The organism is Streptomyces sp. NPDC026417, from assembly GCF_055567695.1.
The window spans coordinates 169,689-191,016 of record NZ_JBVHPY010000003.1 but is presented as its reverse complement, the minus strand read 5'-3'; the positions used below and the strand labels follow the sequence as shown (position 1 = coordinate 191,016).

Here is a 21,328-nt window from a genome sequence, read left to right as displayed (position 1 = left end):
TACATCTTTCGGTGTCAGCATTCACTATCGTCGACCGGGGCAACCGACCGCCCCGCTGTCCGGCGCCCGGACGGACGGGCCGCAGGTCACCGTGCCGGGCGTCCGGCCGCGATCTCCGCCACCATGCGGGCGGCCACCGCCCCGGCGTGACCGATGGCCCCGGGGAAGATGTCGAGGCCGTGCGCCACGAGGGCGCCTTCGTGCAACAGCATCAGCGTGCGCCCCACAGCATCGGGCGCGTCCGGCTGGAGCGGGCGCACGAGGTCGGTGAACAGTCCGAGCATCCAGCGCTTCTGGCCGTCGATGACCGCGGTCGCGGGATGGGCGGGGTCGTCGATCTCCGCGTGCGCGTTGACCATGCTGCAGCCCCGGGCGCCCTCGGCCTCCATCCACGCCCGCGTGGCGTCGAAGACCGCCGCCACCTTCGCCTCCGCGGTGGGGGCGGCGTCGACGCGCGGCACCAGGAAGGCGCGCCAGCGCTCGTCCCGCTCCGCCAGGTACTCGACGACGATCTGGTCCTTGGAGCCGAAGCGGTCGTACAGCGTCTTCTTGGTGACGCCGGCCTCGGCCGCGATGAGGTCGACGCCCACCGCGTGGATCCCGCGCTCGTAGAAGAGCCGTGCGGCGGCCTCCAGCGCGCGGCGGGCCGCCGGGGTCAGGGTCACGCGGTGGGGCTTCGCGGTCGTCATGCGTCCAGGGTAGACCGATCTGTATAGTCGAGGCCGAGTAAACAGATCTGTCTACTTGCGGCCGGGTCCAGTGCCGGATCCGGCCGAGGAGGTGTGCGGTGCCGTGACGATCCTGTTGTCCCTCGCGTTCGTGGGCGCATGGAGCTCCGGCTTCATCGGCGCCAAGCTCGGAGCGGGCACCGCGCCCGCGCTCACGCTCCTGATGTGGCGCTTTGTGCCCCTGGCCCTCGTCCTGACCGCCGTGGCCCTCACCGCGACCCGCCGGGCGTGGCGGGGCCTGACCCGGAGAGTCCTCGCACGTCAGGCCGCGGTGGGGGCGCTGTCGCAGAGCGGCTATCTGCTCACCGTCTACTACGCGATCCAGTTGGGCGTCTCCAGCGGCACCACCGCCCTCGTCGACGGAACACAGCCCCTGGTGGCCGGGGCGCTGGCGGGTCCTCTGCTGGGGAGCCCGGTGTCCCGGACGCAGTGGGCGGGACTGGGTCTCGGCGTGTCCGGCGTCGCCGTGGTCACGGCGGCCGACGCCGGCGCCGTCGCCGGTGTGGCCTGGTGGGCCTACCTCGTCCCGTTCCTCGGCATGCTGTGCCTGGTGGCGGCGACGTTCCTGGACCGCCGCTCCCCGGGGGAGGTGCGTCCTTCGGTGTCCATGACGATCCACGTCGGCAGCAGCGCGGTCGTCTTCGGCGTCCTGGCCGCGGCCGCGGGAGGGGCCGCCCCGCCCTCCGCCGTCTCGTTCTGGGTCTCGGTGGCCTGGCTGGTGGGTCTGTCCACCTTCGGCGGCTACGGGCTGTACTGGCTCCTGCTGCGGCGCTCCGGGGTGACCTCGGTCAACACCCTCATGTTCCTGATGGCGCCGGTGACGGCCGTGTGGGGGGCGCTGATGTTCGGCGAGCCGTTCGGAGTGCAGACGGGGGCCGGGCTGGCGCTCGGTCTGCTGGCCGTGGCCGTGGTGCGGCTCGGCGAGCGCCCGCGGCGGGGGCCGAGGCCGCCGCGGCCGGTCACGCTCCGCCGATCAGCGTCGCCCCCAGGCCGATCATCGTCGCCGCCACCAGACCGTCCAGCACCCGCCAGGACGAGGGCCTGGCCAGGAAGCGGCCGAGCAGACGGGCACCGAAGCCCAGCGCGGTGAACCAGCACAGGCTCGCCAGCACGGCGCCCAGGCCGAAGGTCCAGCGCAGCGCTCCGCGGTCGGCGGCCACGGAGCCGAGCAGGAACACGGTGTCGAGATAGACGTGCGGGTTGAGCCAGGTCATCGCCAGGCAGGTGAGCACGGCCCGCCGCCGGGACCCGGTCGCCTCGCCCTCCACCCGCAGGGCCCCCGGCCGCAGCACGCGCCGGGCGGCGAGAGCGCCGTAGACCAGCAGGAAGGCACCGCCGACCAGTCCGACCGCCGTCAGCGCCGAGGGCCAGGCCACGACGACCGCCCCCACGCCGCCGACGCCCAGCGCGATCAGCGCGGCGTCGGACAGGGCGCAGATGCCCACCACCGCGAGGGCGCCTCACGACGGACGCCCTGACGCAGGACGAAGGCGTTCTGGGCGCCGATGGCGACGATCAGCGAGAGCCCGGTGCCGAATCCGGCCGCCGCGGCACTGAGGGCGTTGGTCATGACGACGACGCTAAGGAAGCACCTTGGGGAAAGTACAGCTAAAGATTTTTACGTACCCTTAGCCTTCGTGATGACCGAACTCCCGCTCGATCAGGTGCGCACTCTGCTCGCGGTGGTCGACGAGGGCACTTTCGACGCCGCGGCCCGGGCTCTGCACGTGACCCCTTCGGCGGTCAGCCAGCGCGTCAAGGCTCTGGAACAGCGCACGGGCCGGGTACTGCTGATGCGCACGAAGCCGGTGCGGGCCACCGAGTCCGGCGAGGTCGTGGTGCGTTTCGCCCGTCAGCTGGCCCGGCTGGAGCGCGACGCGCAGTCCGCACTGGGCCTGACGGACACCGCGGGGCCGACGCGGCTGCCGATCGCGGTGAACTCCGACTCGCTGGCGACCTGGTTCCTCCCGGCCCTCACCCGTGTGCGCCAGGACCTGCGGCCCTGTTTCGAGCTGCGGCGGGCGGACCAGGACCACACGGCCGCGCTGCTCAGGGAGGGCCGGGTGATGGCGGCCGTGACCTCGTCGCCGGACGCGGTGACGGGCTGTTCCGTCCGGGGGCTGGGGCGCATGCCCTATCTGGCGGTGGCGAGCCCGGACTTCGCGGAGACCTGGCTCGGCGATCGGCCCGACGCGCCGCCGGGCGAACTGCTCGCGGACGTGCCCGTCGTGGCCTTCGACCGGCACGACGACCTCCAGGACGCCTTCGTGCGCACCCTCCTCGGACGGGACCGAGGGGCCTCCGCCCTGCGCCACCACGTCCCCACCTCCGAGGGATTCGTCGACGCCGTCGCGGCCGGAATGGGCTGGGGCCTGGTGCCGCGGGTACAAGCCCGACCGCTGCTGCGGGCCGGGCGGCTCGTCCCGCTCGCCCCGGACCGCACGGTCGAGGTGCCGCTGTTCTGGCAGCAGTGGAAGCTCGACTCACCCGCCCTCGCGGCCGTCGCCGATGCGGTGGTCGCCGCGGCGCGGGAGGCGCTGGGGCCTGCCTGAGGCACGGCCGCGGGCGCAAGCGGGCGGCGGCGTCCCGCACCCCTCCGGGGGCCGGGCTCACACGGCTGCCACACCCGGGTGGCGAGGTGGTTGGCGGCCCCATAGAAATGGTCAGCATCAGCTTGCGCATCGCGATCGGGGCGTGATGCCAGCCGCACCCTCTTCATGGAGCCGACCATGACCACCCGCTCTTTCTCCTTCTCACCCAGCCCTGACCGGCCGGAGATACCCCCGGACGGTGCCGCCGGTCCCCCCGCGCCGCCCCTGCCCCCCAAGCCGCCCGTCGGCACGGAACCGGCCCCGGAAGCACCGCCCACCCGTGCGGCACAGGAGGGGCCCGTACAGGCCGGCCCCGAGCCCGAGGACCAGTACGCCGATCCCATGGACGGACTGGTACACGCGGCCGTCGCCGACCGGCCGCTGGAGGAAGTGGTCCAGCTGATCACGCTCCTGGAGCAGTCGCCGGAGTACGCGCGCGCCACCGTCGACGCGCTCCGGGCGGTCGGGGTCGAGCGCTCCGTCGAGGACGTCACCCGGCTGGTGGCGCTGCTGACGCGCCCCCCGCGAAGCCCCGAATCCGCCGACGAGGCGATCCGCGCCGCGGCCGAGTGTCGACCCGTGGAGGACGTGACCCGTCTGATGGCGCTGCTGCACCGGCCGCCGATCGAGCAACACTGCGGCGACGAGGCGGTACGCGCCGCGGCGAGCCGGCCCGTCGAGGAACTCGTGCAGCTGATCGGCCGGTTGGCCCAGGAGCAGGACGTGCCCACGCACGGAACGGGACTGCTGGCGGGGCACACCACCGCGCCGTCGCCGCACGCCGCGGCCGCGCACCCGCCGCAGGCCGCCCACGAGACACCGGGCGACCACAACCGCAACAACGACCACGACCACGGCCCCGCGTCGTCCCGCACACGGCGCCCCCGCGCGCCACGCAAGGACGGCACTCCCCCGTCGTGGCCGGGATGGCTCGCCGCAGCCGCCCTGGTCCTGTGCGCGCTCGCCTACTTCCCGCTGCACCGGGACGGCGCGCCCGTGAACGCCTACGGCTTCGCCCTGGGCGCCTCCGCCCTGTGTCTGGTCGTCGCGCTGGCGCTGGTGCTCAAGAACGCCCTGCCGGTGCTCGCGACCGCCGTGGTGATTCCGGCCGCACTGGCCGCCCTTCAGGTGCTCGACGGCCGACTCCGGTCGCCGGCCCTGTCCCGGGCGCTGGAGATCACCGCCGCCCCGCAGTGGTTCGCCGGCCTTGCGTCAGTCGTGGCCGCACTGGCGGCAGCCACGGCCCTCCTGGCATCGCTGGCGGCGGAGAAGCTCGGCAGGCAGCCCGAAAGCCGGCCCCTGGCCGGGGCGCACCAGTCACCGGAGTGACGGCGGTGCCCGCCGTGAGCGGGCGCCCACCGCGTCGACCCGCGCGGGTCTGCGTTCCGCAGGCCCGCGCGGTGCTGTCCGCTCTCGCCCGCCCGCGAGCGGGCGCCACTCATCGGCCCCGATCGGGGGCGGGCTCGGCTCTACGGCCCGACCGCGGCCAGGCTTCACTCGACGGCCCGACCGCGACCGGGCTTCACTCGACGGCCCGACCGCGGCCGGGCTTCACTCGACGGCCCGACCGGGGACGGGCCTCACCGGAGCCGCCCCCCGCCGACGTGTTCCGCCAGGCCGGTCAGCACCCGGTCCGGGGTCAGGGGGAGTTCGCGCAACCGGACACCGGTGGCGTGGTACACGGCGTTGCCGACGGCGGCCGCCGTCCCGACGATGCCGATCTCACCGATCCCCTTGCTGCCCATGGGGTTGAGATGAGGGTCCTCCTCGTCGATCCAGTGCGCTTCCAGGGCGGGGACGTCCGCGTGGGCGGGCACGTGGTAGGACGCGAGGTCGGACTCGGTGAAGTCGCCGAACGGCGCGTCCATCGTGCTTCCCTCGGTCAGCGCCATGCCCAGCCCCATGGTCATGCCGCCGATGAACTGGGAGCGCGCCGTGCGGGAGTTGAGGATGCGGCCGGCGGCGTACACGCCGAGCAGCCGGCGGACGCGCACCTCCCCGGTCACGGTGTCGACGGCGACCTCCGCGAAGTGGGCACCGAAGGCGTGCCGGGCGTAGTCGCTCTCGGCGTCGGCGGTGCCTGACGTGTCCGCCCGCGCCTCCAGCCCGTCGTCCGGCAGGGGCCCGGCGTGGCCGGCCAGGGCTGCCTTGAGGCGGCCGCAGGCCTCGTGCACCGCCCAGCCCCAGGAGGCGGTGCCGGACGAACCACCGGCCAGCGGAGCCGACGGCAGGTCACTGCTTCCCACTTCGGTGCGGACGCGTCCGAGCGGGACGTCCAGGGCGTCGGCGGCGATCTGCGCCAGGACGGTCCGGGCCCCGGTGCCGATGTCCGTGGCGTTGATCCGCACCACGAAGTCGCCGTCGGGAAGAGCCCGGACGCTCGCCGTGGACGGCGAGACGAGCACCGGATACGTCGCCGCCGCCACGCCCGAGCCCACCAGCAGCGGGCCTTCCAGGCGCGACCGCGGACGGGGGTCGCGGCGGGCCCAGTCGAACCGGCGCGCCCCCTCCCGCAGGCACTCCACCAGATGACGGCTGCTGAAGGGCTTGCCGCTGTCGGGTTCGGCGTCCGGCTCGTTGGCGATACGCAACTCCACGGGATCCATGCCGAGTTCGACCGCCAGCTCGTCCATGGCCGACTCCAGCGCGTACATGCCCGGGGCCTCGCCCGGCGCGCGCATCCACGACGGGCTGGGCACGTCCAGCGGCACGACCCGGTGCGTGGTGAGGCTGTGCGGAGAGGCGTACATGACCCGGGTGGGCATCGCTGCCTGCTCGACGAACTCCTTGATGCGGGAGGTGTGGGTGGTGACCTCGTGGAGGACCGAGGTGAGCCTGCCGTCCTCGGTGGCGCCCAGCCGGACGCGCTGCAGCGTGGGGGCGCGATGGCCGACCACGGCGGGCAGGTGGCGGCGGGGCAGGTTGACGGTGACGGGGCGGTCCGTCACGCGTGCCGCCATGGCCGCGAGGACGACGTGCGGGCGGGGGGTGCCCTTGGATCCGAAGCCGCCGCCGACGTGTTCGGACACGACGGTGACCCGGTCCTCCGGGATCGCGAACATCTGGGCCAGCACGGCGCGTACGGTCGTGGCGCCCTGGCTGGAGTCGTGCACCACGAGCCGGCCGTCCTCCCAGCGCGCGGTCGCGGCGTGCGGTTCCATGGGGTGGTTGTGCAGCGGCGGCACCCGGTAGTCGGCGTCCACACGGACCGCCGCGGAACAGAAGGCGCCCTCGGGGTCGCCCAGTTCGCGGTGCGCCGGATAGCCGCCGTTGGCCTTCTCGGGTACGTAGGCCCCCGGGTGCCCCTCGGTGAGGGTCACGTCGTGGTCCCGCTCCGCGTAGTCCACCCGCACGGCCGCCGCGCCCGCGCGGGCCGCCTCCAGGGTCTCGGCGACGACCAGGGCGACGCACCAGCCGCGGTGCGGCACCCGGTCGTCCTGCAGGACGGCGAGCGTGGGGTCGTCCTGCTCCGCGACCCGGGGCGCGTTCTCGTGGGTGAGTACCGACAGCACGCCCGGCAGCTCCAGCGCGGCGGCGGTGTCGACCGCGCGGACCGATCCGGCGGCGACGGAGGCGGGCACCGGCCACGCGTGGGCCCGGCGCGGGAGCGGCTGTTCGGCGGCGTAGCGGGCGGTGCCGGTGACCTTGTCCCGGCCCTCCCGGCGCTCGGCGGGAGCGCCCAGCGCGCTACCGGTGTCGGCCATGGAGTCCTCCTGGTGCGTGCAGGTTCCGGTGTCGTCGTTCCCCGGTCGGGGTGCTCGTCGGCGGCGGCGCGGGGCCCGGGATCGGTCAGGTGACGGCCGGGGGTGCGAGCCGGCTCAGGACGTCGACACCCAGGTTGCGGGCCAGCGGCACCTTGAAGGCGTTGTCGCGCAACGGCCGCGCCTCCTCTAGTTCGAGGTCGAGGGCGTGCTCGAACGCGGCCGTGGTGGGCGCCGCGCCCAGCAGCGCCGCCTCGGCCCGCCGCGCCCGCCAGGGCCGGTGCGCCAGTCCACCGAAGGCGATCCCGGCGTGCCGGACGACGCCGTCCGCGATCTGCAGCACGGCGGCCACCGACGCGAGGGCGAAGGCGTACGACGCCCGGTCGCGGGCCTTGCGGTAGGCGGAGGGCAGTCCGGAGGTGGCCTCGGGGAGCAGCACACCCGTGATGAGTTCCCCGGGTCGGATCTCGGTCTCCCGCTCCGGGTGGTCGCCGGGCAGTCGGTGGAACTCGGCCACCGGGACGGTGCGTTCGCCGTCGGCGCCGTGCAGCTCCACCCGGGCGTCGAGCGCGGCGAGGGCGACGGCCAGGTCGGAGGGGTGCGTGGCGATGCACTGCGCGGAGTGACCGAGCACCGCGTGGTCCCGGTGGACTCCCTCCAGGGCACCGCAGCCGGAGCCCGGTTCGCGCTTGTTGCAGGGCTTGTCGACGTCCTGGAAGTAGGGGCAGCGGGTGCGCTGGAGCAGGTTGCCGCCGGTGGTGGCGACGTTGCGCAGCTGCCCGGAGGCGCCCGCGAGGACCGCCTGGGAGAGCACGGGGTAGCGGTCGCGGACCGCGGGGTGGGCCGCGAGGTCGCTGTTGCGGACGGTCGCCCCGATCCGCAGGGACCCGTCGGGCAGTTCCTCCACGGTGTCGAGGGGCAGGCGGCTGACGTCGATGAGGGCGGCGGGCTGCTCCACCCCGAGCTTCATCAGGTCCACCAGGTTGGTGCCGCCGCCGAGGTAGCGGGCGCCGGGGTTGGAGGCGTACGCGTCGGTCGCCTCCTCGACGCTGCCGGCGCGTACGTACGCGAAGGGCTTCACGAGACCACGTCCTCGACGGCCTGGACGATGTGCGGATAGGCGCCGCAGCGGCAGAGGTTGCCGCTGAGCCGCTCACGGATCTCGTCCGCGCCGAGCGGCACGGGCCGCCCCGACGGCACGGCGGGGTCGGTCACGTGCGAGGGGTGTCCGGCCGCCGCCTCGGCGACCGCGCCGACGGCGCTGCAGATCTGCCCCGGTGTGCAGTAGCCGCACTGGAACGCGTCGCGGTCCAGGAAGGCCTGCTGGAGCGGGTGGAGTGTCTCGCCGTCGCCACCGGCCAGACCCTCGACGGTCGTGATGTCGTCGCCGTCGAGGGCGACCGCCGGCAGCAGGCAGCTGTTGACGCGGCGGCCGCCCACCAGGACGGTGCAGGCACCGCACTGGCCGTGGTCGCAGCCCTTCTTGGCGCCCGTGAGACCGAGGTCCTCGCGCAGCACGTCCAGCAGGACGGAGCGGTGGTCGACGGTCAGGGTGTGCGGTTTGCCGTTCACCCGGAGAGTCACCTCGGAGTGGTGGCGGTCGGGTGAGCCGGCGGTGTCGCGCGCGGATCCGGAATCCACGGATGACCTCCAGGTGGGTGGGCTGCACGGGCCGGTGGCGGCCCGCCGCTAAAGGGAGTCGATGTCCTCGTCCGGGATGCGGTGGACGGCCGCCTCCTCCGCGGAGGCCGCGCCCCCGTCGATGCCCACGTCCTCGGCGAGCATGTCCTTCTCGGCGTCCTCGTGGGCACCCTCGTCGGGAGCCACCAGGCGGCCGGCGCGGTCCTCGCCGACCTCGTCGTCCACCGGTTCCCCCTCGCCGTCGGGGAGGTCGCCCACACCGTCGCCGGCGTCGGGCTCGGCGAGAGCCGGGTCCGGTCGCTCCTCCGACAGCCGCTGGTCCAGGCTCTCGCCCTCCCGCTGCTCCCGCGCCGTCGTCCCCTCGTGCTCCACCGCCAGCGGGCGCTCGGGCGGCGACCAGCCCTCCTCGTACGGGTCCGACTCGCGGTCGGAGAGGGTGTCCTCCGCGTCGAGGATGCCGTCGTCCTCACGGCCCTCGGTCCCGTCGGGCTGGTAGACCTCGTCGCCCATGACTTCTTCGTTGCTCTCGCTGCCCATGGTCTGTGTGTTCCTCCGGACGGTTGTGTTGTCTTGCAGCCCGCGTATCCAGGCTGCGGCAGACCACACGTTCCGGCACGCCAGGGACTCCCGGTGAACACGGTGCGTGACGGCAGCCGGGGGTCCCGCGGGACCCGTGGTCGCCGGGCGACGGGCCCGCACCGGTGTGAGACTTCTTCACGGAGCGCCCGGACCACGGGCCGCGACGTGCGACGAGGGGAGCCAGGGTGGCGACGGCAGAGACCGAGGAAGCGCTCCTGACGGAGTTTCTCGCCGACCCGGCCAATGCGGCGCTGGACCTGACGACCGCGGTGGCGCGCTGTTCCAAGGCGCTCGGCCTGCAGCACTCCGTCGTGTACCTCGCCGATCTGCAGCAGCGGCAGCTCGTGCCGCTGACGGACGTGGCCTCCGTGCTCGACATCGACGACTCCCTCGCCGGCTGGACCTACCGCACGCAGTCCCTGCGTGTGGAGGAGTCCGAGCTCGGCGGGATGACGGCGTGGTTCCCGCTGCTCGACGGGGCGGAACGCCTCGGCGTCCTCGCGGTGCACTGCCCGGCCCTCGATCCCCTGGCGCTGCGGCGCGGCAGGACGCTCGCCACCCTGCTCGCCATGATGATCACGTCGAAGCGGGCGTACAAGGACTCCTTCATCCGGCGCACCCGCACCGAACCGATGCAGCTGCCGGCGGAGATGCTGCGCGCCTTCCTCCCACCCCGCACGATCGGCACCAGGCACGCGGTGTCGACGGCGGTCCTGGAGCCCGCGTACCAGATCGGCGGCGACGCGTTCGACCACTCGCTGACCGAGACGACGCTGCACGTCTCGATCCTCGACGCGATGGGCCACAATCTGGCGTCGGGGCTGACCACCGCGGTGTCGCTCGCCGCCTGCCGCAACGCCCGCCGCACCGGGGCGGACCTGCCGGAACTGGTGGAGTCCGTCGACGCGGCTCTCGGCGAGTGGCTGCCGGACCAGTTCTGCACCTCGGTGCTGTGCCAGCTCGACCTGGCCTCCGGGACGCTGCGGTGGATCAACTGCGGTCATCCGCCGCCGCTGCTCATCCGCGACGAGCGGGTGGTGGACGGTGCCCTGGACCGCGACCCGGAGCCGCCGATGGGGCTGCCCTCGCTCCTCACCTCGCGGGCACGGCAGGTCCACGAGGTCACCCTGGAGCCGGGCGACCGCGTCCTGATGTACACCGACGGGGTCACCGAGGCGCGGACCCGGGACGGCGGGCTGTTCGGGCTGGAGCGGTTCACCGACTCCGTCATCCGCGCCACGGCGGGCGGTGAGCTGCCCCCGGAGGTGCTGCGGCGCCTGATCCACTCCATCCTGGACTCCCAGACCGACGGACTGCAGGACGACGCCACGATCATCCTGTTCGAGTGGCGCCCGCCGCGGTGACCCCGGGCCTCATCCGGAGCTGAACGGGCCCTCCAGGGCCGCCCACTGCAGCAGCATGATGGTCTTCGCGTCGGCGATCTCGCCGGTGCGGATCATCTCCAGGGCTCTGCGGAAGGGCAGTTCGACGATCTCGATGTCCTCACCCTCCTCGTCCAGCCCGCCGCCTTCGTGGGTACGGGTCGAGGGACCGTAGGAGGCGGCGAAGAAACTGACGCGTTCGGTGACCGATCCGGGGCTCATGTAGACGTCGAAGACGTGCCGGACGGCGCCGATGGTGTGCCCGGTCTCCTCGATCACCTCGCGGCGCACGGCGACCTCCGGATGCTCGTCCTCCTCGTCGAGGAGTCCGCCCGGCGTCTCGACGAGCATGCCATCGGGGTGTCCGTTGACGTAGACGGGATAGCGGAACTGCCGGGTCAGCAGCACGGTTTCGCGGTCCGCGTCGTACAGCAGCATCGTGGCGCCGTTGCCGCGGTCGTGCGTCTCGCGCTCCTGGGTGCTCCAGGTGCCGTCGCCGCGCCGGAAGTCGAACGTGGTGGTGCGCTCCACATACCAGTGGCTGGACAGGAGGGTCACGTCCCGCACCTTGACGCGCGGGTTGCCGGTCAGATCCCGGCCGGTACGGTCGAGTCCGGTGCGGCCGCGGCGGTCCGGGGTGTCGATGCCGGCGGTCATCGGACGCGGGCCGGGCGGATGGAACGGAAGATGCTCATGACCGCTTCTACCATTTCGTCCCCGTCGCTGTCGCACGGCCTCCCCCGCACGACGGGTCCGGCGAACCGGACTCCGCGAGGAAACCGGAGGTCCCCACGGGCAGCGGAACCCGCCGGTCACGACCACGGAGGCGGCCGCACGTCTAGGCTCACGGCATGGAACAGACGGAGATCATCCTGCGAGCCATCGGCGTCCTCACCGAGACCAACGCGATGGTCCGCAGGATCGCTCAGGACGAGGACGCCGAGGTCGAGTCGACCGAGACCCAGCTCGGCGCCCTCGTGACGGAGGTGTTCCCGAGTGTCGAGGTGCCCGCGGACGCCGGCCCCGCCGAAGCCGGCCAGGCCGTCGCGGACGCCTATCTGCCCGCGACCATCTCACTCGTGGGCGCCTTCGCGTTCCTGTTCTCCGAGCTTGCCGAGGTGCACGACTCCGGACGGACCGACGTGAAATCGGCCGACCTCCTCCAGGACCTCGCCCTGCGCATGTCGCGGGCGGGCGAGGAGGGTTGACGGGCCACGGGCCGGCCGGGGCCCCTGCGGAGTCGTTCGGGTGCCGCTCGCCGACCGCCGGGGCGGGGCACCCAGGCGGTCGGCGGTCGGCGATCAGGTCACCGCTTCTGCTCCACGCGCACCCAGTCGACCTCGGCGCGCACTCCCCCGGCGGCGACCCGGTCGACGCTGGACTGGGGCAGCCCCCAGTACGGCGCGGTGACCTTGTTCCAGCCGGCCGGATAGCCGCCGCCCAGGGCGAGGTTGAGGATGACGTACTGGTTGTGGCCGAACACCCACTGCCCCCGGGTGGACTCCAGTTTGTTGCGGGACGTCTCCTGGACCAGGCGGTCGTCGACGAAGAAGCGCATACCTGTCGGGGTCCACTCGACCGCGTACGTGTGCCACTGGTCGGCCCGGCCCCCGTCGGGATAGGTCTGGCGGGCGCCGATGTTGCCGTCGGCCGAGTAGCCCGGGCCGTGCAGTGCGGTGCTGGTCCAGTCGCCGTAGCCGATGTTCTCCATGATGTCGGTCTCGCCGGAGGCGGGCCATGACACCGACGGGTCGTCGACGTTGCTGCCCAGCATCCAGAAGGCCGGCCAGAATCCGTCCCCGACCGGCAGCTTCATGCGCGCGCTGACCCGGCCGTAGGTGAAGTCGAACCTGGTGTTGGTGTCGATGCGCCCGGAGGTGAAGTCGTAGGTGCCGCCGCCCGCCTGCGTGCAGCCCTTGCAGTACTTGGCCTTCAGCAGGAGGCTGCCGTTCTGCGTGCTGATGGTGTCGGCGGAGTCGACGTAGGCCTGGGACTCGCCGTTGACCGGGCCCATCTCCTGGCCGGTTCTGACCACGCGCCACTTCGAGCGGTCGAGGGCCGCCGCGGTGAAGTCGTCGAAGAAGGTCGTCTGGTAGGTGCCGGACTGTTCGCCGGGCAGTGCCGGATACGCGGCGGAGGCGCTGCCTCCCGTGCCCCAGACCTGGAACTCGTAGAGCGAGTAGCCGAACTGGGCCGTTGCGGGTGCCGGGTTGTAGAAGGAGCGCCGTTCCTTTCCGAGCATCCGCACGTAGCGCCCCGTCGCCGGCTGGGCCAGGGTGACGCCGTCGTGGCGACCCGCTGCCTCGCCCGGCGACTTCACGTCGGCGCGGCGGGCGGCCACCTCGGCGGCCGAGGGCCGGTGAACGGTTCGCCAGGTCCGGTTGTCGTCGGAGACCTGGATCTCGTAGTCCACCGCGTAGGCCGCCTCCCAGTAGAGGTCGACGGTGTCGATGGTGGAGGTGGCGCCGAGGTCCACGGAGATCCAGCGGTCGGCGTTCCAGTCGCTGGACCAGCGGGTGGCGTCGCCCTTGAGGTCCGCGGGCCAGCCGCCGTCGGTCGCCGAGGCGGGTGAGCTGCCGGCGTGCTGGTAGAGGTTCGAGTAGGCGGGGTGGTGCAGGGCGAGGTTGGAGCGGGTGGCCGAGGCGGGGGCCGGTTCGCCGCCGTAGACCTTGAAGGAGTACAGCGAGTAGCCGTAGGGCGTGGCGCGCTCCACGCCGCGCAGGCGTACGTACCGTCCGGTCACCTCCTGGGGATGGGTGTGGGCGGTGACGGAGCCTCCGGTGCCGGCGGTCTCCGTGTAGAAGGGGGTCCAGTCGGTGCCGTTCCTGGACACCTCCAGGACGTACCGCTTGCCATAGGCGGCCTCCCAGTCCAGGGCGACCCGGTCGATGCGGAGGGTGGCGCCGAGGTCGACGCGTATCCACGCGTCGTCGGCGAACTGGCTGGACCAGCGCGTGGATCCGTTGCCGTCGAAGGCCAGTCCGGGCGCCGTGCCGCCGTTCTCACTGCCGGAGGCGGTGACGGAGGCCGGGTTCGCGGCATAGGCCGCGGCGGCCCGGTCGGTGTCCCAGGCCGCCGCGGCGACGGCGCCGGACTGGGGGTCCTGCGCCGCGACGGCCGTGCCCGCGGTCAGCAGCGTGAGGGCGGACAGGGTGGCGAGGGCGGTCATGAGTGTGCGGGGTGTACGGGATGGCATGCGGCTCTCCTGAGGACGTTGGGGGTGCCGGGTGCGTGCGGGCGTGCGGCGGTGCGGGGACGGCGCCGGTGTACGGGGTGGCGCTGCCGTGCTCGGTTGCGCCCGTGGGCCGGTGGCGCCGACGGGCCGCCCGGGACGGGGGCCGGTGGGGCGTCGTGCGGTGCGGTGCCGGGCGCGCTTCGGTGGGGCGTTGTGGGGTGCGGTGCCGAAGGGGCTTCGGGGGGGGCGTGGTGCGGTGCCGGGCGGGCGCCGGTGAATCGTGGTGCGGTGCCGGACCGGGCTCCGGTGGGCCGTGGCGCGGTGCCGGACGTGGGGAGGGGCCCGGCGCCTGCGTCCTCGGGGGCCGCTCGGCGGGCCGGGACGGGTGTGGTGAGCGGGAGCTATCGCGCCGGAGCCGAGCCGCGGACGACGACTCGCGTGGGCAGGACCACGGGAGACGCCGGCGACTCCTCCTCCGCCAGCCGGGCGAGGAGCATCCGTGCCGCCGTCTCCCCCATCTCGCGCATCGGCTGGCGGACGGTCGACAGGGAGGGTTCGGTGTGCCGGGCAGCCGGGATGTCGTCGAATCCGATCACCGCGACGTCGTCCGGCACCCGGAGCCCGGCCTCCCGCAGAGCGCCCAGTACGCCGATCGCCGCGAGGTCGTTGTGCGCGAAGACCGCGTCGAACCGCCGCCCCTCGGCCAGCAGCCGGAGCACGTGCGCCCGGCCGTCGGACTCGGTGAAGTCGCCCTCGACGACGAGGTCGACCCCGATGCCGTGTTCGGCGTGCACGGCACGGAATCCGTCGAGCCGGTCGCGTACGCAGCCGAAGCGCAGCGGACCGGTGAGCACGAGCGGCCGGCGCCGGCCGCCGGCCAGCAGGTGCCGCGCCGCCGCCGCCCCGCCCTCGACGTTGGCGGCCGTCACGGACGGGAACTCGGGATGTCGGCCGCGGTCGTCGACGAGCACCACGGGCAGACCGTCCCGGTGCAGCGCCGTGAGCATGTCGAGGGTGTTCTCCGGCTCCACGACGAGCAGTCCGTCGAAGGCGCGGGCGGACACCTGGTGGGTGAACCGGGCCACGGACTCCGCGCCCCGGTTGCAGGTGAAGAGCAGCAGGCCGAAGCCGGCCGCCTCCACGGTGTCGACGACGCCCTGCAGCACCTCCCCCATCCAGGGCCAGGTGAGGGAGGGGACCAGCATGCCGACCGTTCTGCTGCTGCCGCGCGCCAGCCCGACGGCGCCGGAGCTCGGGACGTAGCCCATGCGGTCGATGACGCCACGGACCTTCGCCGCGGTCGAGGAGTCGACCTCGCCGCGCGTGTTGAGCACCCGCGAGACGGTCGTCTTGCTCACGCCGGCCGCCTGAGCCACATCGGCGATGGTGACGCGCATGGATGCCTCCTGACGCACCGGCGGGCGACGTCGCCCTGGAACCGGTACCGGTACCGGTTCCGGCGCTGGGCCGCGAGTCAACCGGAGTGTCATGGCGCCGTCAATACTTCACACCGAACTCGCCGACTCCGGGCACATGAGCCCTCTTGACTTCAGCTCTTGAACGCTCGCGTCCGCCGCCGACCGGTGCCCGTCGGCCCCGCCGACAGGAAACGTACGGCTGCGGCGGCGCCCGTCCGCGTCAGCCCTCGGGTGCCTCGTCGCCGGTCCCGTCGCGCCGGCGCCGGGCCAGGGCGTGGGCCAGGTCACGGGTTGCCGGGTGGAGACCCAGGTACAGCTCGTACAGCTCGTCGTACCCGGCCCGCACACGGGTGTCCGGCTCGACGTGCGCGTGCACCGGGTTCCAGGCGTCGATGTCCGGTGCTCCCACGGCGCCCGCGGCGAGGAACGCGGCGCCGTAGCTCGCGCCGATGGTGACCCGGCGGATCTCCTGTACGAGGCCGGTGACATCGGAGACGATCCGGGTCCAGAGGCCTCCCCGGGTGCCGCCTCCCACCGCGACGACCCGGCGGATGTCGGCTCCCGCGGCGCGCATCGCCTCGACGTTGTGCCGCACCCCCAGCGCGGTCGCCTCCAGCGCGGCCCGGTACAGGTCCCCGCGTGTGTGTTCCACCGTCAGCCCGGCGATCACCCCGCGCGCGTCCGGATCGGCGACCGGCGTCCGCTCGCCCGCGAAGTACGGCAGCATCAGCAGGCCCCGCGCGCCGGGTCCGGACGCTGCGGCCTCGGCGAGCAGTTCGGCGTGGCCGGGATCGCCGAAGAGCTGCCGCAGCCAATCGGTGATCATGCCGGACGTGGCCATACCGCCCGCCAGGTTCCGGGTTCCCGGCAGAGCGCCGACGGTGCTCCACAAGGAGGGCACCAGGATCCGGTCGGCGACCGTGTGGATCAGGAACATGGTGCTGCCGTACATGAGCATCAGGTCACCCGTGCGCTGGGCGCCCACGCTCAGCGCCTCGGACCAGGCGTCGACGGTGCCGGTGATCACCGGGGTGCCGGCCGTCAGGCCCGTGGCGGCGGCCGCCTCCGGTGTGACGCAGCCGGCGGTCTCCCCGGGCGCACGCAGGGGTGGCAGCTCGATGCCGGGCGCGACCCGCCGGGCCCAGGGGCCGTACCAGTCCTGGGCGACGGAGTCGTAGAGCGGGACGGCCTGGCTCGCCGAATGGTGGTCCAGCACGTACGCACCCGTCAGCCGGCGCACCAGATAGGAGCCGGTCATGTACAGCCGCCGGGCCCGTTCCGCCACCCTCGGCTCGTGTTCCGCGACCCAGGCGATCTTGGGTCCGACCGCCTGGGTGGAGAGCAGGGAACCGCAGCGCCGCAGGACTTCCTCACGGCCCAACTCGGCTTCCAGACGGGCGATCTGAGCCGTGGCCCGGGTGTCGATCCCGTAGAGGATCGCAGGGCGCAGCGGCTCGTCGGACTCGTCGGTCAGGACGACACACGGGCCCATGCCGCTGACGCCCACGGCGGTGATGTCCCGTCCGTGCCCGGCGAGTTCCCGGGTCAGGGAGACGAACTCCTCCCACCAGACTTGAGCGTCCATCTCGACGTGGCCGGGCCGCGGGCGGTCGACGGTGTGCGGGCGTACGGCCGTGGCGAGCACGGTGCCGTCGTCGTCGACCAGCACGCCCTTGCTGCTGGAGGTCCCGATGTCGACGCCGAGGACAGTCATGCGTCCGGAGCGTAGGCGATCCGGCCGGTGCGGGGGCGTGCCGACACCGACGGACCGGCTCATCGGCACAGGCCCCCGACCGCGGCGCGCCCGAAGTCGTCGGCTCCCGGGGATGTTCCAGGTCGTCCGCGGGCCGCGTCGCCCACCGTCGGTCAGTTCCTGTCCGGGGTGATGAAGGACTGGATCGCGGTGGCCGCGGCGCCGCGCGCCCACTCCTCGAAGGGGAGCGGGCGCGTCCGCACCTCGCAGCGCGCCGCCGAGCCGAAGGCGGCTCGGGCGAACGCGTCGCGGATCTGCTCGGCGAACAGGTCGTGGGCGGCCAGCCCCTCGCCGGAGATGATCACGCGTTCGGGACCGAGGAGGTTCGCGACGGTGGCGATGCCGCGGCCGATCGCCTCGCCCGCCCGTGCGTACACCTCCCGGGCACCCGGGTCCCCGCCGCGTGCCAGGCTCACCGCCTCGGCCGCGTCGGCGACGTGCACGCCGGTCACCTCCCTGATCCGGCCGACGATCGCGGAGTCCGAGGCGATGGCCTCCAGGCAGCCGCGGTTGCCGCAGGGGCAGCGGGGGCCGGCGGGGTCGATGGTGACGTGCCCGATCTCCCCGGCCACGCCGTGGGCCCCCGAGACGACCCGCCCGTGCACGACGAGACCGCAGCCGATGCCCGCGCCGACCGTCACCAGGGCGAAGCCGGACAGGCCCGCCCCGGCGCCGAACCACTGCTCGGCGACCGTCAGCGCGCGGACGTCGTTGTCGACCGTGACCGGCAGACCGGTCGCCGAGCCCGCCAGTTCGGCGAGCGGGACGTCGTGCCACCGCAGGAACGGCGAGAACCGCACCAGTCCGTTCGCGCGGTCGACGTCTCCGGCCACGGCGATGCCCAGCCCCTGGACGGCCACCCCGAAACCGTCGGCCTCCGTCTGCAGTTCCCGGACGAGCGCCCCCGCGACCGCCAGCACCCCCTGCGGGTCGTACGAGGTGAGCGGCACCCGCCGGGTGACCAGGATGCGGCAGCGCAGGTCGGTGAGGACGGCGATGAGTTCGTCGCCCGTCATCTTGAGGCCGATGAACAGTGCCCTCCCGCCGTCGACCCGCACCGGGCTGGCCGGGCGCCCGAGCGAGACCGGCCGGGCGTCCTCGCCGGTGTCCTCCACGAGATAGCCCGCCTCGATCAGAGGCCGGACCGCCTTGGTGACCGCGGCGGCCGACAGCCGCGTCCGGACGGCCATGTCCGAGCGGGTGAGCGGGCCGTGGGACAGCACCGTGGTGAAGATCTGGGCAGCGGCCGGCGTGTGGACCGGGAACGCCTCGGTACGGGTGGTCGAGCGCATGGCCGGACCGTAGGCCTCTTTAATTTCCGCTGTCAATGAAAGAGGCGGGATCGTCACGAGTCTCTTCTCTGAGACTCCCACTGCCTGCAAATGTTGGATTTGGAGCAGGCATTGACACATGATCGAAGGTCGCGGTTGGCTTTCGACGTCCCGCCCGCGCCACCACGACGTGAGGAACCCTGCCGATGATCTCCTTCGCCCCGGACACCGGCGTCTGGCTGCTGACCACTCCACGGACGTCGTACGCGCTGAGAGTCGACGAGAGCGGAGTTCCGTGCCATGTCGCCTGGGGGCCGCGGCTCACCCTCGCCGAGGCCGGCGAACTCGCGGTGGCCCGCACCCCGGCGGGCAACAGCTTCGAGGGGACGCCCGGTGTCGGCGAGGAACTCCCGGTCGACGGCGGGACGCGCTACGGTCCGCCGTCCCTGCAGGTGCGGTTCGCCGACGGATCCCGCGCCTTCGAATGGCAGCCCACGGGGCACCGCAGCGACGAGGGCGAGCTGGTGCTGTCCTTCCGCGACCGCCGCCGGCCCCTGCACGTGGCGCTGCACTACCGCGTGCGGGACGACACCGACGTCGTCGAGCGCTGGATCGTCGTCCGCAACGACGGTTCGGAACCGGTCACCCTGCTGCGCGCCGACTCCGCCGCCTGGGCCCTGCCCCCGCTGGCGGACTACCGGCTCAGTCACGTCACCGGCCAGTGGTCCGCCGAGAACCAGCTGCACCGTGAGCGCCTGGCGCACGGCGAGACGGTGCTGACCAGCCGCCGCGGTATCACCGGTCACCACGTCAACCCGTGGGTGATGCTCGACGAGGGTACGGCGACGGAGGAGCACGGCCGGGTGTGGAGCGCCGCCCTCGCCTGGAGCGGAAGCTGGCGGATCACCGCGCAGCGCACTCCCGACGGCCGGGCCGGCTTCACCGGCGGGCTCGCCCACGAGGGCACGAGTGTGCCGCTCGCGCCGGGCGAGGAGTTCACCTCTCCCCGGTTCGCGGGAGTCTGCACCGACGGCGGGTTCGGCGCGGCCAGCCGGGCCTGGCACGCGTACGCCCTCGCCCATGTCGTGCCGCACCCCGGCGAGGAGGTGCCGGTCCTCTACAACTCCTGGGAGGCGACGGGCTTCGACGTCGACGAGGCGGGTCAACTGGCCCTGGCGGAACGGGCGGCGGCGCTCGGCGTCGAGCTGTACGTGGTCGACGACGGCTGGTTCGGGGCCCGTCGCAGCGACCGCGCCGGGCTCGGCGACTGGACGCCCTCGCCGGAGCGCTTTCCCGACGGACTCGCCCCGCTCGTCCGCGCGGTGCACGGACTCGGCATGAGGTTCGGACTGTGGGTGGAGCCCGAGATGGTCAACCCGGACAGCGATCTGTACCGCCGTCATCCCGACTGGGTCCTGCACTTCCCCGACCGTCCGCGTTCCGAGCTGCGCAACCAGCTCGTGCTCAACTTCGCGCGCCGCGACGTCGCGGACTGGGCGTACGGCTGGCTGACCCGACTGGTCGGCGACCACGGCATCGACTTCCTCAAGTGGGACATGAACCGGGCTTTCAGCGAGGCCGGCTGGCCCGGCCGGGAAGACGGCGCCGACCGCCTGGGTCCCGAGTACGTGCGCAATCTCTACGAGGTACTGGACCGTCTGCGGGTGGACCACCCGCGGCTGCGGATCGAGGCGTGCAGCGGCGGCGGCGGGCGCGTCGACCTGGGCATCCTGTCCCGCACCGACCAGGCGTGGGCGTCGGACAACACCGACGCCGCCGACCGGATGTGGATCCAGCACGGTTACGGGCAGGTCTACCCCGCCCGCACGATGGGCGCCTGGGTGACGGACGTGCCGAACCAGCTCACGGGCCGCACGGTCCCCCTGCGCTTCCGTTTCCATGTGGCGATGGCCGGAGCGCTGGGGATCGGCGGCGATCTCACGCGCTGGTCCGAGGAGGAACTGCGGGAGGCGGCCGACCTGGTGGCCGCGTACAAGCGGGTACGGCACCTCGTGCAGCACGGCAGGCTGGACCGGTCGGCGCCACCCGCGCACGAGCTCCCCTCGGCGGTGCAGTACACGGCTACGGACGGGTCGGAGACCCTGGTGCTGGCCTGGCGGCGCGTCGCACGGCACGGCGGCCCGGAGCTGCCGCTCCGGCTGCGGGGCCTCACGCCCGGGGCCCGCTACCGCGACGCCCGCACCGGCACCGTCCACCATGCCGCCGTGCTCGGCGAGTACGGCCTCCGTCCCGGCCTGCCGCCGGGCGACTGGTCCAGCGTCGCGGTGCACCTGGTGCGGGAGTCGTAGGAGGCCGGACCCGCGGCGTGGGCCGCGGTCAGTAGCGCTGGGCCTTGGCCAGGTACGGGGTGAGCTCGGTCCCCGCGGGCTGCCGGCTGACGGCCACGGGCTGGGCCCGCTTCCCCGGGCCGAGGTCCTGCGCGCCCACGTACCGGGTCTCGACGACCTTGTCGTCGGCGTTCCTGAAGTCGACCTGCACGGCGTACGACGCCTTCCGGTCGGTCTTGTTGGTGATGCTGACGAGCACGGCGAGCAGCCCGCCGGTCTGCGACTTGGGCAGCCCGGTCATCGCCACCTCGGAGAGGGCGTTGCCGCGGCCCTGCACCTTCTTGAGCTCCGCCTCCGCCGCGGCGGAGGCGCGGGCCGTGTCGGCCGCGACCGACGCTCCGAAGGAGGAGGCCGCGGCGGACGCGGACGAGGCGGCCGCCGATGCGGACGCGCGCGCGGAGTCGATGGCGGACGCCGCGGAGGAGGCCAGAGCGGACGGCGGCGTTCCCGAGAAGGAGGACTCGTCGGGCGCGCTCGGCCGGGAACTCACCGAGGCCCCGCCTTCGTCACCGCCGCTGTCCGTGCTGCACGAGACGAGCACGGCGCCGGAGACGAGGACGGACAGCAGAGCGAGGGGCCCGCGGCCACGGCCCGGACGGCCGGAGCGCGCCGACGGAGCGGCGGACCGGCGTCCCCCGACGCACTCCCCGTCGCGGGCGGTGGCATTCGTGCGAGTTGCCCGACTCGGCCGCTCTCCGGCCTCGGGGATGCGTGTGCTCATGGCCGTTCGTCCCTCTTCCC

Annotated in this window: 18 protein-coding genes and 1 pseudogene; 6 read left to right on the top strand and 13 right to left on the bottom strand. The window is 73.5% G+C overall.

Translation table 11 applies throughout. The features are described from left to right. Positions 1 to 86: 86 nt before the first annotated feature. Complete coding sequence (locus ACZ4NT_RS06045; RefSeq protein ID WP_121408101.1) at positions 87 to 689, bottom strand: TetR/AcrR family transcriptional regulator; 603 nt, start codon at positions 687 to 689, stop codon at positions 87 to 89. A gap of 103 nt (positions 690 to 792) precedes the next feature. Here ACZ4NT_RS06045 and ACZ4NT_RS06040 point away from each other — a divergent pair, with 103 nt between their 5' ends. After that, a complete protein-coding gene (locus ACZ4NT_RS06040; RefSeq protein ID WP_467723782.1) occupies positions 793 to 1,818 on the top strand; it encodes a DMT family transporter in 1,026 nt (341 codons plus the stop codon). On the opposite strand, the pseudogene ACZ4NT_RS06035 reads toward ACZ4NT_RS06040, so the two are convergent. Further along, positions 1,760 to 2,173, bottom strand: a pseudogene (locus tag ACZ4NT_RS06035) (LysE/ArgO family amino acid transporter); the annotation flags it as partial. The gene ACZ4NT_RS06040 and the pseudogene ACZ4NT_RS06035 overlap by 59 nt on opposite strands. Continuing rightward, the gene (locus ACZ4NT_RS06030; protein ID WP_467723780.1) at positions 2,140 to 2,298 is read right to left on the bottom strand and encodes a hypothetical protein; all 159 of its coding nucleotides are present in this window, start codon (positions 2,296 to 2,298) and stop codon (positions 2,140 to 2,142) included. The pseudogene ACZ4NT_RS06035 and the gene ACZ4NT_RS06030, both read right to left, overlap by 34 nt. Positions 2,299 to 2,365: 67 nt before the next feature. Here ACZ4NT_RS06030 and ACZ4NT_RS06025 point away from each other — a divergent pair, with 67 nt between their 5' ends. Both ACZ4NT_RS06025 and ACZ4NT_RS06020 read left to right on the top strand, forming a co-directional pair. Beyond that, positions 2,366 to 3,280 carry a LysR family transcriptional regulator ArgP gene (locus ACZ4NT_RS06025; RefSeq protein WP_467723778.1) on the top strand — a complete coding sequence of 305 codons (915 nt, stop codon included), beginning with the start codon at positions 2,366 to 2,368 and terminating at the stop codon, positions 3,278 to 3,280. Between the two features lie 177 nt (positions 3,281 to 3,457). Beyond that, entirely contained in the window at positions 3,458 to 4,648 is a 1,191-nt protein-coding gene (locus ACZ4NT_RS06020) for a hypothetical protein (protein WP_467723777.1), read from the top strand. A gap of 251 nt (positions 4,649 to 4,899) precedes the next feature. On the opposite strand, the gene ACZ4NT_RS06015 is transcribed toward ACZ4NT_RS06020, so the two are convergent. The 4 genes from ACZ4NT_RS06015 to ACZ4NT_RS06000 form a co-directional block, all read right to left on the bottom strand. Then, complete coding sequence (locus ACZ4NT_RS06015; protein ID WP_467723775.1) at positions 4,900 to 7,023, bottom strand: xanthine dehydrogenase family protein molybdopterin-binding subunit; 2,124 nt, start codon at positions 7,021 to 7,023, stop codon at positions 4,900 to 4,902. 85 nt (positions 7,024 to 7,108) lie between these two features. Next, positions 7,109 to 8,101 (bottom strand): FAD binding domain-containing protein, encoded by a 993-nt coding sequence (locus tag ACZ4NT_RS06010; protein WP_467723773.1) that lies wholly within the window; start codon positions 8,099 to 8,101, stop codon positions 7,109 to 7,111. Then, positions 8,098 to 8,661: a (2Fe-2S)-binding protein gene (locus ACZ4NT_RS06005; RefSeq protein ID WP_467723772.1), complete on the bottom strand. Its 564-nt coding sequence runs from the start codon at positions 8,659 to 8,661 to the stop codon at positions 8,098 to 8,100. The genes ACZ4NT_RS06010 and ACZ4NT_RS06005 overlap by 4 nt, the downstream gene beginning before the upstream one ends. Positions 8,662 to 8,709: 48 nt before the next feature. Next, positions 8,710 to 9,198 (bottom strand): DUF5709 domain-containing protein, encoded by a 489-nt coding sequence (locus tag ACZ4NT_RS06000; protein ID WP_121408108.1) that lies wholly within the window; start codon positions 9,196 to 9,198, stop codon positions 8,710 to 8,712. A gap of 227 nt (positions 9,199 to 9,425) precedes the next feature. Between ACZ4NT_RS06000 and ACZ4NT_RS05995 the strand changes: the two genes are divergently transcribed. Then, positions 9,426 to 10,604, top strand: coding sequence for a PP2C family protein-serine/threonine phosphatase (locus ACZ4NT_RS05995; protein ID WP_467723769.1), 1,179 nt, complete (start codon positions 9,426 to 9,428; stop codon positions 10,602 to 10,604). A gap of 9 nt (positions 10,605 to 10,613) precedes the next feature. Here ACZ4NT_RS05995 and ACZ4NT_RS05990 read toward each other — a convergent pair whose 3' ends face one another. Continuing rightward, positions 10,614 to 11,279, bottom strand: coding sequence for an NUDIX domain-containing protein (locus tag ACZ4NT_RS05990; protein WP_121408110.1), 666 nt, complete (start codon positions 11,277 to 11,279; stop codon positions 10,614 to 10,616). Positions 11,280 to 11,473: 194 nt separating this feature from the next. Between ACZ4NT_RS05990 and ACZ4NT_RS05985 the strand changes: the two genes are divergently transcribed. Next, a complete protein-coding gene (locus ACZ4NT_RS05985) occupies positions 11,474 to 11,830 on the top strand; it encodes a hypothetical protein (RefSeq protein ID WP_121408111.1) in 357 nt (118 codons plus the stop codon). Positions 11,831 to 11,928: 98 nt separating this feature from the next. Here ACZ4NT_RS05985 and ACZ4NT_RS05980 read toward each other — a convergent pair whose 3' ends face one another. The 4 genes from ACZ4NT_RS05980 to ACZ4NT_RS05965 all read right to left on the bottom strand — a co-directional run bounded on the left by ACZ4NT_RS05980 (position 11,929) and on the right by ACZ4NT_RS05965 (position 18,260). Further along, entirely contained in the window at positions 11,929 to 13,818 is a 1,890-nt protein-coding gene (locus ACZ4NT_RS05980; protein WP_121408112.1) for a discoidin domain-containing protein, read from the bottom strand. A 380-nt stretch (positions 13,819 to 14,198) separates the two neighbouring features. Next, on the bottom strand, positions 14,199 to 15,194 hold the full coding sequence (locus tag ACZ4NT_RS05975) for a LacI family DNA-binding transcriptional regulator (RefSeq protein WP_467723767.1): 996 nt from the start codon (positions 15,192 to 15,194) through the stop codon (positions 14,199 to 14,201). Between the two features lie 241 nt (positions 15,195 to 15,435). After that, positions 15,436 to 16,929 (bottom strand): FGGY-family carbohydrate kinase, encoded by a 1,494-nt coding sequence (locus tag ACZ4NT_RS05970; protein WP_467723765.1) that lies wholly within the window; start codon positions 16,927 to 16,929, stop codon positions 15,436 to 15,438. 152 nt (positions 16,930 to 17,081) lie between these two features. Next, a complete protein-coding gene (locus tag ACZ4NT_RS05965) occupies positions 17,082 to 18,260 on the bottom strand; it encodes an ROK family transcriptional regulator (RefSeq protein WP_121408115.1) in 1,179 nt (392 codons plus the stop codon). 185 nt (positions 18,261 to 18,445) lie between these two features. On the opposite strand from ACZ4NT_RS05965, the gene ACZ4NT_RS05960 reads away from it, so the two are divergent. Next, a complete protein-coding gene (locus ACZ4NT_RS05960) occupies positions 18,446 to 20,548 on the top strand; it encodes an alpha-galactosidase (protein WP_467723763.1) in 2,103 nt (700 codons plus the stop codon). A 28-nt stretch (positions 20,549 to 20,576) separates the two neighbouring features. On the opposite strand, the gene ACZ4NT_RS05955 is transcribed toward ACZ4NT_RS05960, so the two are convergent. After that, the gene (locus tag ACZ4NT_RS05955) at positions 20,577 to 21,308 is read right to left on the bottom strand and encodes a hypothetical protein (RefSeq protein WP_467723761.1); all 732 of its coding nucleotides are present in this window, start codon (positions 21,306 to 21,308) and stop codon (positions 20,577 to 20,579) included. Between the last annotated feature and the right edge of the window lie 20 nt (positions 21,309 to 21,328).